General features: G+C 64.7%; 15 protein-coding genes. 9 read left to right on the plus strand and 6 right to left on the minus strand.

Translation table 11 applies throughout. The features are described 5' to 3' along the window. Both ASD04_RS09205 and ASD04_RS09210 read right to left on the minus strand, forming a co-directional pair. Positions 1-1,497 carry a CoA-acylating methylmalonate-semialdehyde dehydrogenase gene (locus tag ASD04_RS09205; protein ID WP_056255647.1) on the minus strand — a complete coding sequence of 499 codons (1,497 nt, stop codon included), beginning with the start codon at positions 1,495-1,497 and terminating at the stop codon, positions 1-3. Then, positions 1,497-2,825, minus strand: coding sequence for an aspartate aminotransferase family protein (locus ASD04_RS09210; RefSeq protein WP_156461190.1), 1,329 nt, complete (start codon positions 2,823-2,825; stop codon positions 1,497-1,499). The genes ASD04_RS09205 and ASD04_RS09210 overlap by 1 nt, the downstream gene beginning before the upstream one ends. 119 nt (positions 2,826-2,944) lie before the next feature. On the opposite strand from ASD04_RS09210, the gene ASD04_RS09215 reads away from it, so the two are divergent. Together ASD04_RS09215 and ASD04_RS09220 are read left to right on the plus strand one after the other, a co-directional pair. Then, a complete protein-coding gene (locus tag ASD04_RS09215; protein WP_082531114.1) occupies positions 2,945-3,661 on the plus strand; it encodes a TetR family transcriptional regulator C-terminal domain-containing protein in 717 nt (238 codons plus the stop codon). 74 nt (positions 3,662-3,735) lie between these two features. Next, complete coding sequence (locus ASD04_RS09220) at positions 3,736-4,341, plus strand: dihydrofolate reductase family protein (protein WP_056255649.1); 606 nt, start codon at positions 3,736-3,738, stop codon at positions 4,339-4,341. Positions 4,342-4,357: 16 nt separating this feature from the next. Here the strand turns inward: ASD04_RS09220 and ASD04_RS09225 are convergent, their stop codons facing one another. Next, positions 4,358-4,744, minus strand: a complete 387-nt coding sequence (locus ASD04_RS09225) for a DUF4260 family protein (protein WP_056255651.1) — start codon at positions 4,742-4,744, stop codon at positions 4,358-4,360. Between the two features lie 467 nt (positions 4,745-5,211). Between ASD04_RS09225 and ASD04_RS09230 the strand changes: the two genes are divergently transcribed. After that, positions 5,212-5,565, plus strand: a complete 354-nt coding sequence (locus ASD04_RS09230; RefSeq protein WP_056255653.1) for a septal ring lytic transglycosylase RlpA family protein — start codon at positions 5,212-5,214, stop codon at positions 5,563-5,565. A gap of 112 nt (positions 5,566-5,677) precedes the next feature. Here the strand turns inward: ASD04_RS09230 and ASD04_RS09235 are convergent, their stop codons facing one another. Next, entirely contained in the window at positions 5,678-6,640 is a 963-nt protein-coding gene (locus ASD04_RS09235) for an aldo/keto reductase (RefSeq protein WP_056255655.1), read from the minus strand. Between the two features lie 11 nt (positions 6,641-6,651). Then, positions 6,652-6,801, minus strand: coding sequence for a DUF1127 domain-containing protein (locus ASD04_RS19145; RefSeq protein ID WP_082531115.1), 150 nt, complete (start codon positions 6,799-6,801; stop codon positions 6,652-6,654). Positions 6,802-6,986: 185 nt separating this feature from the next. Here ASD04_RS19145 and ASD04_RS09240 point away from each other — a divergent pair, with 185 nt between their 5' ends. The 6 genes from ASD04_RS09240 to ASD04_RS09265 all read left to right on the plus strand — a co-directional run bounded on the left by ASD04_RS09240 (position 6,987) and on the right by ASD04_RS09265 (position 12,719). Continuing rightward, positions 6,987-7,856: a LysR family transcriptional regulator gene (locus ASD04_RS09240; RefSeq protein ID WP_056255657.1), complete on the plus strand. Its 870-nt coding sequence runs from the start codon at positions 6,987-6,989 to the stop codon at positions 7,854-7,856. A 75-nt stretch (positions 7,857-7,931) separates the two neighbouring features. Continuing rightward, the gene (locus ASD04_RS09245) at positions 7,932-8,489 is read left to right on the plus strand and encodes a hypothetical protein (protein ID WP_056255659.1); all 558 of its coding nucleotides are present in this window, start codon (positions 7,932-7,934) and stop codon (positions 8,487-8,489) included. Between the two features lie 262 nt (positions 8,490-8,751). Beyond that, positions 8,752-9,924 (plus strand): MFS transporter, encoded by a 1,173-nt coding sequence (locus ASD04_RS09250; protein ID WP_056255662.1) that lies wholly within the window; start codon positions 8,752-8,754, stop codon positions 9,922-9,924. After that, positions 9,921-11,111, plus strand: a complete 1,191-nt coding sequence (locus ASD04_RS09255) for an MFS transporter (protein ID WP_056255664.1) — start codon at positions 9,921-9,923, stop codon at positions 11,109-11,111. Before ASD04_RS09250 ends, ASD04_RS09255 begins: the two co-directional genes overlap by 4 nt. Beyond that, entirely contained in the window at positions 11,104-11,580 is a 477-nt protein-coding gene (locus ASD04_RS09260; RefSeq protein WP_056255665.1) for an MmcB family DNA repair protein, read from the plus strand. The genes ASD04_RS09255 and ASD04_RS09260 overlap by 8 nt, the downstream gene beginning before the upstream one ends. Further along, positions 11,580-12,719, plus strand: a complete 1,140-nt coding sequence (locus tag ASD04_RS09265) for an MFS transporter (protein WP_056255669.1) — start codon at positions 11,580-11,582, stop codon at positions 12,717-12,719. The genes ASD04_RS09260 and ASD04_RS09265 overlap by 1 nt, the downstream gene beginning before the upstream one ends. Positions 12,720-12,722: 3 nt before the next feature. Here the strand turns inward: ASD04_RS09265 and ASD04_RS09270 are convergent, their stop codons facing one another. Next, the gene (locus ASD04_RS09270) at positions 12,723-14,375 is read right to left on the minus strand and encodes an MBL fold metallo-hydrolase (protein ID WP_082531116.1); all 1,653 of its coding nucleotides are present in this window, start codon (positions 14,373-14,375) and stop codon (positions 12,723-12,725) included. Positions 14,376-14,403: the final 28 nt, after the last annotated feature.

Below are 14,403 nucleotides of genomic sequence, written 5' to 3' on the forward strand. Positions count from 1 at the left end.
TTATTTCGCGCTCGGGAAGCTGAATTCGGCGCCACCCTTGATGCCGGCGGGCCAGCGGGTGGTGACGGTTTTGAGGCGGGTGTAGAAGTGGACGCCTTCGGGGCCGTAGATGGAGTGATCGCCGAACAGGCTTCGCTTCCAGCCGCCGAAGGAGTGATAGGCCACCGGCACCGGGATGGGCACGTTGACGCCCACCATGCCGACCTCGATCTTGTCGGCGAATTCGCGGGCGGCGTCGCCGTCGCGGGTGAAGATGGCGGTGCCATTGCCATATTCGTGCTCGTTGATGAGCTTGACCGCCTCGTCATAATGATTGGTGCGCACCACCGAGAGGACGGGGCCGAAAATCTCTTCCTTGTAGATGCTCATGTCGGGCGTGACATTGTCGAACAGTGTGCCGCCGACATAGTAGCCGCCTTCATAGCCCTGCAGCGTGAAGCCTCGGCCATCGACCACGAGGTCGGCGCCCTGCTCGACGCCTGAGTCGATGTAGCCGACAATCTTGTCGCGATGCATCTTGGTGACGACCGGACCCATTTCGGCGTCCTTGTCGCTGGCCGGGCCGATCTTGAGGCTTTCGACGCGCGGCTTGAGCTTGGCCACCAGCGCATCGGCGGTTTCCTTGCCGACCGGCACGGCAACCGAAATAGCCATGCAGCGCTCGCCGGCCGAGCCATAGCCGGCGCCCATCAGCGCATCGGCGGCCTGGTCGAGATCGGCATCGGGCAGGATGACCATGTGGTTCTTGGCGCCGCCCAGGGCCTGGACGCGCTTACCGGCCCTGGTGCCGCGCTGATAGACATATTCGGCAATCGGGGTCGAGCCGACAAAGCTCACCGCCTTGATATCGGGATGGTCGAGAATGCCATCGACCATTTCCTTGTCGCCATGGACGATATTGAGAATGCCTTCGGGGAGCCCCGCTTCCATGAACAGGTTCCAGGCCAGCATGGAGGCGCTGGGATCGCGCTCGGAGGGTTTGAGGATGAAGCTGTTGCCGCAGGCGATGGCGGCCGGATACATCCACATCGGCACCATGGCCGGGAAGTTGAACGGGGTGATGCCGGCGACCACGCCAAGCGGCTGGCGATCGGAATAGGTGTCGATGCTGGGGCCGACATTGCGGGAAAATTCGCCCTTGAGCAGCTGCGGAATACCGCAGGCATAATCGACGCAGTCGATGCCACGGGCGACTTCACCCAAAGCGTCGTCATGCACCTTGCCGTGTTCGCGGCTGATCTCGCGGGCCAGGTCATCGGCATATTGATCGAGCAGCGCCTTGAACTTGAACATGACGCGGGCGCGCTTCATCGGGGTCGTATTGCCCCACGCGACCTGGGCCTTCTTGGCCGAAGCCACGGCTTCGTTCAGCTCGTCCAGTGTCGACAACGGCAGCTCGGCCGAAACTTCGCCGGTAGCCGGGTTGAATACCGGCACGCGGCGCGTCGAAGCCGAGACATAGCGTTTGCCGGCAACGGCATTCTCGATAACAGCCATCAGTCGATGCTCCTCAGGACGGTGCGAATGGCATCGATCAGCTCGGCGATCTGTGCCTTGCTGACGATCAGCGGCGGGCTGAGCGCGATGATGTCGCCGGTGGTGCGGATCAGGTAACCGTTCTCGAAGGCCTTCACGAAAGCCGAGAAGGCGCGCTTGGTGGGCGCGCCGGCAATGGGTTCCAGCTCGATGGCGCCGACCAGGCCGATATTCCTGATATCGATGACATGGGGTTCGCCCTTGAGCGAATGGAGCGCATCCTGCCAGACGGGCGCGAGTTCGGCGCCGCGGGTGAGCAGGTCCTCGTCCTTGTAGGTTTCGAGCGTGGCGAGGCCCGCCGCCGAGGCAATCGGGTTACCCGAATAGGTATAGCCGTGGAAGAACTCGATGACGTGTTCGGGGCCACCCATGAAGGCATCGTGGATTTCGGAGGAAACCAGCACCGCCCCCATGGGGATGACGCCATTGGTCAGGCCCTTGGCGGTGACCATGATATCGGGCGTGACGCCGAAATAGTCGGCGCCGAACGGCGTGCCGAGGCGTCCGAAGCCGGTGATGACCTCGTCGAAAATCAGCAAAATTCCGTGCTTCTTGGTGATGTCGCGCAGGCGCTGCAGATAGCCCGCGGGCGGGATCAGCACGCCGGTCGAGCCGGCGACGGGTTCGACGATGACGGCGGCGATGGTCGAGGCATCGTGCAGGGTGACGATGCGTTCGAGTTCGTCCGCCAGTTCCACGCCATGCTCGGGCAGGCCCCTGGAAAAGGCGTTCTTGCCCAGATTATGGGTATGCGGCATATGGTCGACGCCGGTGAGCAGCGTGCCGAACATCTTGCGGTTGGTGACGATGCCACCCACCGAAATGCCACCGAAATTGACGCCGTGATAGGCGCGCTCGCGGCCGATCAGGCGCGAGCGGGCGCCATCGCCCTTCACCCGGTGATAGGCGAGCGCCACCTTGAGCGCCGTCTCGACCGATTCAGAGCCGGAATTGGTGAACAGCACATGGTCGAGCCCCTTGGGGGCGATATCGACGATGCGGTTGGCCAGCTCGAACGCCTTGGGATGGCCCATCTGGAAAGCGGGCGCATAGTCGAGTTCGGCCGCCTGTCTGGCGATGGCCTCGACGATTTTCGGCCGCGCGTGGCCGGCATTGACGCACCACAGACCTGCCGTGCCGTCGAGCACCTGGCGGCCATCGGAAGTGGTGTAATGCATGTCCTTGGCGGCGACGAACATGCGCGGGGATTTCTTGAACTGGCGATTTGCCGTAAAGGGCATCCAGAACGCACTGAGATCGTTCGGCACCACGGCATTGGAATTGGACACGTCGCTCCCCTTAAATCTGCACCAGTCTTGCTTTTGCTCTTGACGGCGGACCGCTAAGTCCAGAAATTTTGACCAGTTGGAAAAATGTTAGCACTCCCAAACTTTCTAGCAAGGCGAAAATGCCGCCGAACAAAGTGAAAAGTGCCGAGCCATCAGTCGCCCCAAAGCGCCAGCACAAGGCTGACGCCAAGGCGGCGGCGCATCCGCATGCCAAGCCGCGGCCGCTGACGCGCATCCAGCGCGAAAAGCAGGACCTCATTCTCGAAGCGGCGCTCGAAGTCTTTTCGGTGCATGGCTTTCGCGGCTCGACGATCGACCAGATCGCCGAGGTGGCCGGGATGAGCAAACCCAACCTGCTGTATTATTTCCCGCGCAAGGAAGAGATACATCGCCGGCTGATGTCGGCTTTGCTCGACACCTGGCTGGCCCCGCTCAAGGAGATGGATGCCGGCGGCGACCCCTTCCCCGAAATCCGCTCCTATATCCGCCGCAAGCTGGAAATGGCGCGCGACTATCCGCGCGAAAGCCGGCTATTCGCCAATGAGATGCTGCAGGGGGCGCCGCGCATCATCGAAATGCTCGAAGTCGACCTGCGGAACCTGGTCGATGAAAAGGCACAAATCCTGCTCGGCTGGATGGACCAGGGCAAGCTGGCCCATACCGATCCCTATCACCTGATCTTCTCGATCTGGGCCACCACCCAACATTATGCCGATTTCGACGTGCAGGTGCGCGCCGTGCTGGGCAAGGACCGGGGCGGCGAGGGTCGCTTCGAGGATGCCGCCCGCTATCTCGAACAGTTGTTCCTGTTCGGGCTGACGCCGCGCAAGGCCTGATAGTTAAGCGCACGCTTGACAAACCTATTTGGCCGACCTACACTTAAGCCATAGATTAAGTGATGGAGCAGAAAATGACCCAGCAAGTTCACGCTCATATGAGCCTGTCGCTCGACGGCTATGGCACGGGCCTCAAACAGACACGGGAAAAGCCGTTCGGCGACATCCCCGAGGGGGAGCCCCTGCATCGCTGGATGATCGAGGATGCCGATAACAACAAGGTCGAGATCGACGCCATCTGCGACTATGGCGCCTTCATCATGGGGCGGAACATGTTCGCGGCGCCGGGACGTGACGTCTGGGAGGCCGAATGGAAGGGCTGGTGGGGTCCCAATCCGCCCTATCACGCGCCGGTTTTCGTTTTGACCCACCATGCCCATCCCGCGATCGAAATGGAGGGCGGCACGGTGTTTCACTTCGTCACCGAAGGGCCGGACGCGGCGATGGCCAAGGCCAGGAAAGCGGCAGGCGCGCGCAATGTGGTGATCGCCGGCGGCGTCAGCACCTTGCGGCACTATCTCAACGCCGGAGATATCGACATGCTGCACCTGCAGATCGCGCCGATTGTCCTGGGCGCGGGCGAGTGCCTGTGGCACGGGCTCACCGCGACGCTCGAACCCACCGGCGCGCGGGCGACGCGCTTCACCACCCATATGGATTATCGCGTAGTGAAGGGCTGAGCGTGCCGTCGCGGCTCTAGCGGCCGCGAGGGGCCTTGCCGATCGGGCCGAGATGGGTCTGCTCGAAGGCGCCGAGCTTGAGGCCGTAGCCGAGCAGGCGATCGAAGCCGATATGGGCGACCCAGATGGCGGCGAGGCCATGGGCCAGCGGGCCAAGGGCCAATCCGGCGAGCGCCAGCAAAGCCGGCGTAATGTAGGTATGGCCCAGATTGTAGCTCAGCGCGCCAAGCCGCGCCGAGCGCAGATAGCCCAGCATGGCGATGTCAGGCACGAGGAACAGCAGGGCGAAGATCCACCAGGACTGGCCGAGCCAGCTATAGGCGGCCACGCCCAGGCCCAGCGCGGCGAGGCCTTCGAGGCGTTGCAGCAGGATGGCGTCGGCGGCGGGGTGGTTGGGGGTCATGGCGAGCCTCTCTTGTGATGACCCGAATATAGGGCCATTCACGGATGCGCTGAATTGGCCAAAATCGGGCGTTTCTCATTCAAAACTGAATAGAGAGGCCCGCCACAATCGCACCATATTCGGGCCACGGAGGCCATGGACAGGCACCGATTACCGAGGGAACCCGTCGCAATGGCCCGTTTTGGCACAGTTGACCGGGAACCGTGGCATGATGGCCACAGCACGCAAGGCGAATCCTCAAAACCGTATTCCTCGCCGATCTGAATCCGAAGATCGGCATTCTGGCGGATTCATTTCCTCCAATTTCGCCGGTCCGCTTCGCAATCGGCCGCCAATCGTACCGAAATTCCTGCGGCAAATGGGCAACACAGGGCGCGCGGAGGCCAGTTGTGGCCAATATGGGCACATTGTGGCCCGCCCTGCCCGTTAGTCGGCACTCACCTTCCAACTGACGTGAGTGCCTGAGTTTGATTAGCAAAGCCGTTTCCGCCGCCGCAATTGCTGCAGCTTTCCTTTCCCTGTCCACTGCAGCCTATGCCCAATGCGGCGGCGCCTCCTGGTACGGTCCCGGTTTCAACGGGAAACGGGCCGCCTCGGGAGAAATCTTCAACGAGAACGCCATGACGGCGGCGCATCGTTCCCTGCCCTTCGGCACCAAGGTCATGGTCACCGACCAGCGTACCGGCGCCGAAATCGAAGTCACCATCAATGATCGCGGGCCGTTCCACGGCAGCCGCATCATCGACCTCTCCAAGGCCGCGGCCACCAAGCTGGGCTTCCGCAACCGCGGCACGACCTCGGTCTGCATCAGCCAGCTCTGAGTGCGTGATCAAGCAGGCAAGGCCGCCTCCGATGGGGGCGGCCCTTGCTGTTTGTGAATACAGTTGCCACAGTCGATACCCTCCCCTTGAGGGTGGGCAGGAGTCGATGAATTTACCGCAGGCCCAGGGCCTCGATGGCCGCGACCTGCTCGGCATCCAGCGGGCCCTGCCGTTCGGCAGTGAGCGCCTGGTCGAGCTCGGCGACATTCTTGACGCCCAGCACCAGCGTATCGACCCCGTCAATGCCCAAAGCATAGCGATGCGCCACGATGGCCGGGTCCTCACCCCATTGCGCGCAGAGGGCGCGGAAAGGCGCGGCGCGGCGGAAGTCATCTGATGTGGGCGAATTGTCCGCCCGGTCGAGCCCCGAGGTCAGCGCTCCCGCCTGCACCGCCCGCACTCCCATGACGCCGACGCCGTTGGCCTGCGCCGCGGCGATGACGCGGCGGGGACGCGGCGCGAGTCCGGTGCCGTTCATCTCGCCGGGACTATCGAGCAGGTTGGCAATGGCCTGCACTGCGGCAGGGCGGGGTCCGGCCGAAAGCGCGTCGATGGTGGCGGCGGCGTGATTGATGCCGGTAACGCCCCAATGGCCGATCAGCCCTTCGCTCACCAGAAGGGCAAAGGCCGGCCGCACCGCCTCGCGGTAGAGCGACAGGCTGGTCGAGCGCTCGTCCTTTGGCGGCTGTCCTGCCGGATATTCGAAGTCGTCCGGCCGGATTTCGCTATGCAGCAACAGCATGTCCACCCGTTCCAGCCGCATGGCCGTTAGGCTGGCCTCGAGCGAAGTGCGCAGACGCGGATAGACATCCGCAGCACCAACGGTTCCCAGGCCATGCTTGGTGGTGACGCGCACGCCGCGCGGCAACTTGCCCTCGAAGGCGCGGCCGATCATGGCCTCGCAGATCTTGTAGCCGGGCGCGGCGTCGATCAGGTCGATGCCGCTGTGCACGGCGTGGCGGAGCGTTGCCACCGCGTCATCCTCCGAGGTCGGACCCCAGACCTGGCCGATGCCGCCGCCGCCAAGGGTGAGGCGGCTGACCGAGCCGAATGGACCAAGCGTATTGAGTTTCATCCGGCTTCTCCTCAGCAATCGGGGCTGGCGACGAAGCAGGCGATATCCTCGCGCGTCGTGCCGACATCGGCCAGCAGCCGGTCATCGAGCGTATGCAGCTTGCGGATGGCGATCCGGCGCAGACGCCAGTCGTTGAATTTGCGGGCCAGGGGTCCAAACATCTCTCGTCTCCTTCGGTAACGGCAAAGCACAACCAGCGCCGAAACGGAGGGCGTTTCGGATTTTCAGGCCTGGCGGTATCGGCTTTGCGCAACAGCGCCGTATCGGCGCCGCTGGGACATACCTTGCTCATTTTGCTGCACTTTCGCTATAGTCGAGAGTGCAAGACTCTTTGCAGAAATGAAAAATGGACTTCAGTTGGGACGATCTCCGGCTGTTTCTCGATGTGGCGCGGCTGGGTGGGCTCAGCGCCGCCACCGAGACGACGCGGCTGAGCGCGGCCACTCTGGGCCGCCGCGTCGCCGCGCTTGAGCGGCAGGTGGGCGAACCCCTGTTCCATCGCAGCCAGACCGGCTATCGCCTGACCCAGGCGGGCGAGGACCTCCTCGCTCGCGCCGAGGATGTGGAAGCGGCCATGCTGTCGCTGCGGCGCTGGAAGGAGGGGGCCGTCGGCGAGCGCGTGGTGCGGCTTTCGGCCGGGTCATGGACATCGGCCTTCGTCGCCAGCCATATCGGGGATATCTGGACGGTCGAGGACCGCTTCGGGCTGGAATTCGTCACCGCCATGCAGAAGGTCGATATCGGCCGCCGCAATGCCGATCTGGGAATCCGCAACGAGCGGCCGACCGAGCAATGGCTGGCCGGGCGGCTGATCGGCACGGTGGCCTATGCCATCTATTCAGGACTCAACCTGATCAACGGCATCAAGGCCGGCTATTTCGTCGGCGTTTCCGGCGAGAGCGGGCAGACCCATTCGTCGCGCTGGATGCAGGCGCGGCATGGCGACCGCATCGCCGTGCGCGGCAATGACGCCATGGGCGTGCGCGAACTGGTGGCTGGTGGCGCAGGCCTATCGGTCTTTCCATGCTTTGTCGGCGACAGCGATCCGCGCCTGGTGCGGGTCGCCCCGCCCATTGCCGAGCTCGAAACGGATCAGTGGCTGGTGAGCCACCACGAGGAGCGGCACGAGCCCTCGGTGCATGCGGTGGGAGATCGCATCGTCGCGCTGATGAAACGGCACGGCGCCTTGTTCAGGGGCGAGATGCCGCTGCATTGAAGCCGCCATCCGTTAGCCCTCCCTTAGCACTCGGGCCTTACCATGCGCGCCGGGAAGTTGACGGAGTGGCAGGGCATGAAGGCCGCCGCTTACATTGTCGGGCCAATGGACGGGCCGGGCGCTGCATTGATGGATCTGGCGCGCCGCCTCGGTTTTTCGGCGGTGCTGCCCTATGCCGGCGTGGCGCAGGCCGAGCAGCAATCCGTCCGCACGCCTGTCTGCTATTTCCTGTTTGCCGCCGTTCCCGATGTCGGGGCGCTGCGCGGCGTCGCCGAAGCCATCCGCTTCTGTCCCAGCCGGCGCGTGCGCTTTTCGCCGCTGATCTATTTCTCCGAAAGCCCCTCGATCGAGACCATCACGCGCTGCATCAATATGGGGTTCGATGACGTCATCACCATGCCGTTCACCCGGAGCCGCGTGGCCGAGCGCATCGACCGCCAGGTGGGGCAGAGCCATGTCTATTATGAAACGCCGGGCTATTTCGGCCCCGACCGCCGCGACCGCGTCACCGGGCCCAGGCGCGCCGCCGAAACCCGCGCCGGCGGCCAGTTCCGGCGCCTCGAAATCGTGCGTAACCTGCTGACCGGGGTCAATGTGGTGCGCGACGACTCCTACATGGCCCCGGCGGGGTAGAACGCCCCCGCCCCCTGGTGGTCGCCGGTGGGCGGGCGACCTCACGCAAATTGCGCGTTCCACTGAGCGTGGGCACCCTCTCCCCTGAGGGGAGAGGTGACGTCTTGATCCCCTCCATATGCGATGACCCCACAAGGAGACAGCATTGCCCTGCGACACAATTGCAACGTTGCAAAAATCTCCTGAAATCGTTTCCCGGCGCTATTTCCCGGCGGGCGGTTTTCGCATAGTTTCGGGCCGATAATTTCACGAGTTTTCAGCCATGAGATTCGGCATTGACCTGCCGCCCCAGATCAAGGTGTTCGGGGCGTTTTTCGTTTATTCGTTCTGCATGGGCAGCATGTTTCCGCGCCTGCCCGATATCCAGACGGCCATGGGCGTCGGCGAGGGCCAGCTTGGCCTGGCGCTGATCGGCTCGGCCGTCGGCACGCTGGTCTCGCTGACCTTTGCCGGCCGCTTCATCGAGGCCATCGGTTATCGCCGTGTGCTGCTCACGGCCATTCCGCTGCTGTCGGTCTTTTATGCCCTGGCCATGTGGGCCCAGGGCCCGCTGCTGTTCTTCCTCCTGCTGCTGCCGGTCGGTCTCACCATCGGCTGCATCGAGATCATCATCAATATCGAGGCCGATCGCGTCGAGCATGCCATCGGCCGGCGCATCATGAGCCGGGCCCATGCCTTCTGGAGCCTGGGCTTCTTCACGGCCGGCATGGTGGGCTCCTTCATCGCCCAGACCGGCCTTTCGGTGCAGCTTCACCTGTTGCTGATGATCCCGGTCATAGCAGTCGCCACCCTCGTCGTGCTGGGCCGGTTCGAGCCGGCGCCGCACCGCACCGGGTCGAGCACCGATGAAACGCCGCACCTGGCGCGGCCGACCCTGGCCATCATGATGCTGGTGGCGGTGTGCCTCTCGGCCATGCTGATGGAGGGCGCCGGCATCGACTGGTCGGCCATCTATATGCGCGACATGTTCGCCGCCACTCCGTTCTGGGCCGGCATTGCGGTGGCCACCGTTGCCGGCTCGCAGGCCTTTGCCCGCTTCTTCGCCGATGGGTTCGTCGATCGCTACAATCCGGTGACGGTGGCGCGGACGCTGCTCACCATCATGGGCGGCGGCGTGCTGCTGGTCTTCTTCGCGCCGGTCGCCTGGTCGGCCTATCTGGGCTTTGCCATGATCGGCGTGGGCTCGAGCGCGCTGTTCCCGCTGGCCATGTCGGCCGCGGCGCAGCAGACCGACCGGCCGGCGGCGATCAACGTGGCGGCTTTGGCGCAATTCTCCTTCACCGCCTTTCTGCTCGGGCCGCCGCTGCTGGGCTATGTCGCCGAGCATTTCGGCATCCGCTGGACCTTCGGCGTCGGCATCCCGCTGGTCGTCTTGGGCCTGGCCACGGCCCACGTTCTGGCGCCACGCCGCGCCAGCAAGGTCGTCACCCCATGACCATCGCCCCGCAGCACCGGCTCTATGCCTGCTTTTTCTTCTTCGCCCTGACCACGGGCGCGCTGATGTCGCGCCTGCCCGATATCCAGACCCATCTTGGTGTCAGCGAGAGCCAGCTCGGCCTCACCATGATCGGCATGTCGATCGGCTCGCTGATCTCGCTGACCTTCGGGGCGGCGGTGATCGAAGGGCTGGGCGTGCGGACCACCGCCTTCGTCACCGTGCTCGGGCCGGCTCTGCTCTTCGCCATCATTCCCTGGCTCGGGGCGGCGCCGGCGGTGTTCGCCGTGCTGTTCGCCACCGGCCTCTTGTCCGGGGCGCTCGAGATCAACCTCAATGTCGAGATCGACCGGCTGGAAATGCATACCGGCAAGCGCTTCATGAACCGGGCGCATGGCTTCTGGAGCGTCGGCTTTTTCGTGACGGCCCTGGCCGGCGCCGCCATCCGCCAGTCGGGCCTGTCGGTCGAGGCCCATCTGGGGCTGGTCGCCACCATTATCGTCGTGGTCGGGGGGTTGCTGATCGCGGGCATCGTGCCGGCTCCCGCGCCGATGCGGACCCAGTCCGAGAATACGCACCGGATCGCCTTCCCCCATTGGGGCCTGCTGCCGCTGTGCCTTATCGGCTTTGCCGCCTTTCTGGTGGAAGGCGCCGGCATCGACTGGTCGGCCATCTATATGCGCGACGTCTTTTCCGCCGAGCCGTTTGTCGGCGGCATGGGGCTGGCGCTGTTCGCCTTCTTCATGGCGGTGATGCGGCTGCTGGCCGATCCGGTGGTCGAGCGGTTCGGCCCGCGCAACGTGGCCATGGTGTTGCTCGGCCTGGCCAGTATCGGCGTGCTGATGGTTGGCTATGCGCCGCTGCCCGGCGTGGCTTTGGCCGGTTTCGCATTGATGGGTATCGGCTGTTCGGCCGTCTATCCGCTGGCCGTTTCGGCCGCGGCACAGCGCACCGACCGGCCGGCGGCGGTCAATGTCGCGGCTTTGGGGCAGGTGAGCTTCGTGGTGTTCTTCCTGGCGCCACCCCTGCTCGGCTTCGTCGCCGAATATCTGGGCATCCGCAATTCCTACCTGGTGTGCCTGCCGCTGCTGCTGGCCGGGCTGTGGGCGTCGAGCTTCGCGCTGGGCAAGCGCAAGATCCAAGCGCCGCACGGATTGCCGCCCGAACCGGTGCCGCCGCATGGCTGACTTGCCGCCCCAGAGCCTGCCGCCAATCATCGACCTGCGCCAGTCGGCGACGGCCCTGCGGGTGCAGCGCGGGGTCATGCGCATGCTGCGCGAGCGGCATGACATGGCCTGCTATGCCGAAGTACCCTTGGCCAATGGGCGGCGGGCCGACGTGCTGGCGGTGGGGCCCAAAGGCGAGATCTGGATCATCGAGATCAAGTCGAGCCTGATCGATTTCCAGGTCGATCGCAAATGGCCGGAATACCGGGAATTTTCCGACAGGTTCTTCTTCGCCAAGCCGCCCGAGCTGGACGCGGAAATCTTTCCTGAGAGCGAAGGCCTGATCGTTGCCGATGGCCATGACGGCGCCATCCTGCGCGACAGCCCCGATACGCCCCTGGCCCCGGCAAGGCGCAAGACCCTGATGCTCAAGCTCGCTCGCATGGGCGCCGACCGAATCCACATTCTCATGGACCCCGGACCTCAATAGTGACTTCCGCCCGCTGGCGCATCATCGCCGTCTTCGTCCTGCAGGCGCTCAGCATGGGCGCGATTCAGACCCGCATTCCCGATATACAATTGGCCATCGGCCTCAACGATGCCCAGCTCGGGCTGGCCCTGATGGGCCTGCCGGCCGGGGCGCTGTCGATGTTCCTGTTTTCGAGCCATATCATCGCCCACTTCGGCCCGCGCCGCACCGTGCTCACCTTCCTGCCGGTCCAGACCATCGCGGCCAGCGCCATTGCCGTGGCGCCCGATTTCTGGAGCATGGCCGGCCTGTTCTTCATCATGGGCATTGGCAGCGCCGTCACCAATATCGCCATGAATGTGGAGGCCGACCGCATCGAGGCGGCCAGCGGGCGCCGCGTGATGAATACCTGTCACGGCGCCTGGAGCATCGGCTTTCTGGCGGCCGCCCTGCTTGGTTCGCCCATCCGGGGGCTGGGTATTTCGTCCATTCTGCATATGGGGGTCGCCGCGCCGCTGGTGTTGGGCGCCATGCTGGTGGTCGTGCTGCCGATGGCCGACGCCCCCGAACGCGCCCATGGCGGCGGCAGCGGCCGCCGGCGCCTGTCCTGGCCGACGCTGATGACGCTGGCGCTGGTTGCCTTCGGGCTCGGTGGAGAACTGCTCGAAGGGGCAGCGCGCTCGTGGTCGATCATTTTCCTGCGCGACAGCTTCGCCATTCCGGCCTGGATAGAGTCGCTGGCCCTGCCGGCCCTGCTCGCCATGATGGCGATCGGCAGGCTGCTGGCCGACCGGCAGATCGACCGCTTCGGTCCGGTGCGGGTTGCCCGCGTCATGAGCGCCACCGCCTTTGCCGGGCTCTGCGCCGTGGTGTTTTCAATCAATGCCGGCATGGCACTGGCCGGCTTCGGCCTCGTCGGCCTGGGCATCTGCGTGCTCTATCCGCTGATGCTGTCGGGCGCGGCCGGGCTGGGCGACCGTCCGGCGGCCGAGAATGTCGCCGCCATGACGCTGGTGGTGCAGATCATCAGCCTGGGCGCGCCGCTGCTGATCGGCGCGGTGGCCGAGGGCTTCGGCATCCGCTACGCCTTCGGCATGCTGCTGCCGCTCTTGGCACTCGGCTGGGCCATGGCGGGCGTGCTGGCGCCGAAGAAGGCATAGCCCCTATTCGTCGAAGCTCTGGCTCTCCACCGGGGTAATCGGTGTTGCCACCGGCGGCGGGGTGGGCGCGGCGCCAAGGGCGTCGAGTTGCTTCTGCAGCGCCCGCATTACCGCCAGCTTTTCCTCGGCCGTGCCGTCCTGCAGCCGCTGGCTCAGGCGGATGGAGAAATCGGAGAAGGCATTGTGCCAGTCCGAATGGACCTGCAACGGGTCGATGCGCTGGGTCGCCGGCTTTGCCTTGGCAGCAATACCGGCCGCCGTCAGCTCGAAATAATCGTCGAGCAAAGGCAGGATGATCTGGTCGCCGGCAATCCCCGTCGTCATCAGCGCGGCGCGCAGGGCGGCGCGTTCCTCGTCCTCGCCATGGGTCAGGAAGATGGCGCCATGGGCGGGCAGGCGCTCCTTGATCCACGCCATCAGCTCGGAATGGTCGGCATGGGCCGAGTAATTGCCCATGGAGCGGATGGTGGCGCGAATGGGCACCAGCGTACCGTGGATGCGAGCCTCCTTGGCGCCGGAGAGGATGACATGCCCCAACGTGCCGGGCGCCTGGTAGCCCACGAACAGCACGGTGGCGTTGGAGCGGATCAGGTTGTTGCGCAGGTGATGCTTGATGCGCCCGGCATCGCACATGCCCGAGGCGCTCATGATGATGGCGCCGCCGCGGATGGAATTGATGGCCTTGGATTCCTCCACCGCCTCGATGATGCGGAAGCGGGGATCGTTGAACAGCTCGTCGGCGCCCAGTTCGACATCGTCGAACATTTTCGCATATTTGCGATAGACGCCGGTCACCTTTGACGCCAGCGGGCTATCGAGGAAGACCAGCCGCGGATCGATCTCGCCCGATTTGATCAGATAGCCGATATCGTGCAGCAGCTCCTGGCTGCGCTCGACGGCAAAGCTGGGGATGACGAGATTTCCCCCGCGCGCCAGGGCGGTATTGATCTCCTCCTTGAGCGCTTCGCGGCGCTGCACCAGCGTATAGTCTTCGCGCTCGCGGCCGCCATAGGTGCTTTCGCTGAGGATATAGTCGAAGCCCGCCGGCCCCTCGGGCTCGTTGTAGAACACCTTCTCGTCCGGCCCGATATCGCCCGAAAACATCAGGCGGATGATCTTGTCGCCATCCTTGACCTCGACCTCGATCGAGGCCGAGCCGATGATATGGCCGGCATTCCAGTAGCGCGCCCGCACCCCCGGCGCCGGGGTGATCCACTCGCCATACTGGCAGGTCTGGCGATGCTGCAGCGCTTCCTCGGCATCCTCCATGCCGTAAAGCGGCCTGGCCGGCTCGTCGCCGCGCCGGGCATGCTTGCGCGTTTCGCGCTCGGCCTCGCTCTCCTGGATGCCGGCGCTGTCGGGCAGCAGATATTCGAGCAGCCCCGAAGTCGGCTCGGTCATCCACATCGGCCCGCGCCAGCCCTCGCGATAGAGCTTTGGCAACAGACCCGCGTGATCGATATGGGCATGGGTCAGTAGCAGGAAATCGATGGCCTTGGCATCGAACGGCGTCGGCTTGAGATTGAGATCGCGAACCGACTTGTTGCCCTGGAACAGCCCGCAATCGACGAGAAACTGGCCGCCCGGATGCACCACCCGATAGCAGGACCCGGTCACCGTGCCCGCCGCGCCGTGGAAGTGAAGGGTGACGGTCATGGCGGTGCTCCGGGGTTTATGCAGGGAC

It is taken from the genome of Devosia sp. Root436, assembly GCF_001426345.1.
GTDB lineage: Bacteria > Pseudomonadota > Alphaproteobacteria > Rhizobiales > Devosiaceae > Devosia.

What these genes read in the sequence shown, in the direction of transcription:
- ASD04_RS09205 (WP_056255647.1), bottom strand. Translation starts at nt 1,497, where the DNA reads ATGGCTGTTATCGAGAATGCCGTTGCCGGCAAACGCTATGTCTCGGCT.
- ASD04_RS09240 (WP_056255657.1), top strand. Translation starts at nt 6,987, where the DNA reads ATGGACTTCAGTTGGGACGATCTCCGGCTGTTTCTCGATGTGGCGCGG.
- ASD04_RS09245 (WP_056255659.1), top strand. Translation starts at nt 7,932, where the DNA reads ATGAAGGCCGCCGCTTACATTGTCGGGCCAATGGACGGGCCGGGCGCT.
- ASD04_RS09255 (WP_056255664.1), top strand. Translation starts at nt 9,921, where the DNA reads ATGACCATCGCCCCGCAGCACCGGCTCTATGCCTGCTTTTTCTTCTTC.
- ASD04_RS09270 (WP_082531116.1), bottom strand. Translation starts at nt 14,375, where the DNA reads ATGACCGTCACCCTTCACTTCCACGGCGCGGCGGGCACGGTGACCGGG.
- ASD04_RS09250 (WP_056255662.1), top strand. Translation starts at nt 8,752, where the DNA reads ATGAGATTCGGCATTGACCTGCCGCCCCAGATCAAGGTGTTCGGGGCG.
- ASD04_RS09235 (WP_056255655.1), bottom strand. Translation starts at nt 6,640, where the DNA reads ATGAAACTCAATACGCTTGGTCCATTCGGCTCGGTCAGCCGCCTCACC.
- ASD04_RS09215 (WP_082531114.1), top strand. Translation starts at nt 2,945, where the DNA reads ATGCCGCCGAACAAAGTGAAAAGTGCCGAGCCATCAGTCGCCCCAAAG.
- ASD04_RS09225 (WP_056255651.1), bottom strand. Translation starts at nt 4,744, where the DNA reads ATGACCCCCAACCACCCCGCCGCCGACGCCATCCTGCTGCAACGCCTC.
- ASD04_RS19145 (WP_082531115.1), bottom strand. Translation starts at nt 6,801, where the DNA reads ATGTTTGGACCCCTGGCCCGCAAATTCAACGACTGGCGTCTGCGCCGG.
- ASD04_RS09220 (WP_056255649.1), top strand. Translation starts at nt 3,736, where the DNA reads ATGACCCAGCAAGTTCACGCTCATATGAGCCTGTCGCTCGACGGCTAT.
- ASD04_RS09260 (WP_056255665.1), top strand. Translation starts at nt 11,104, where the DNA reads ATGGCTGACTTGCCGCCCCAGAGCCTGCCGCCAATCATCGACCTGCGC.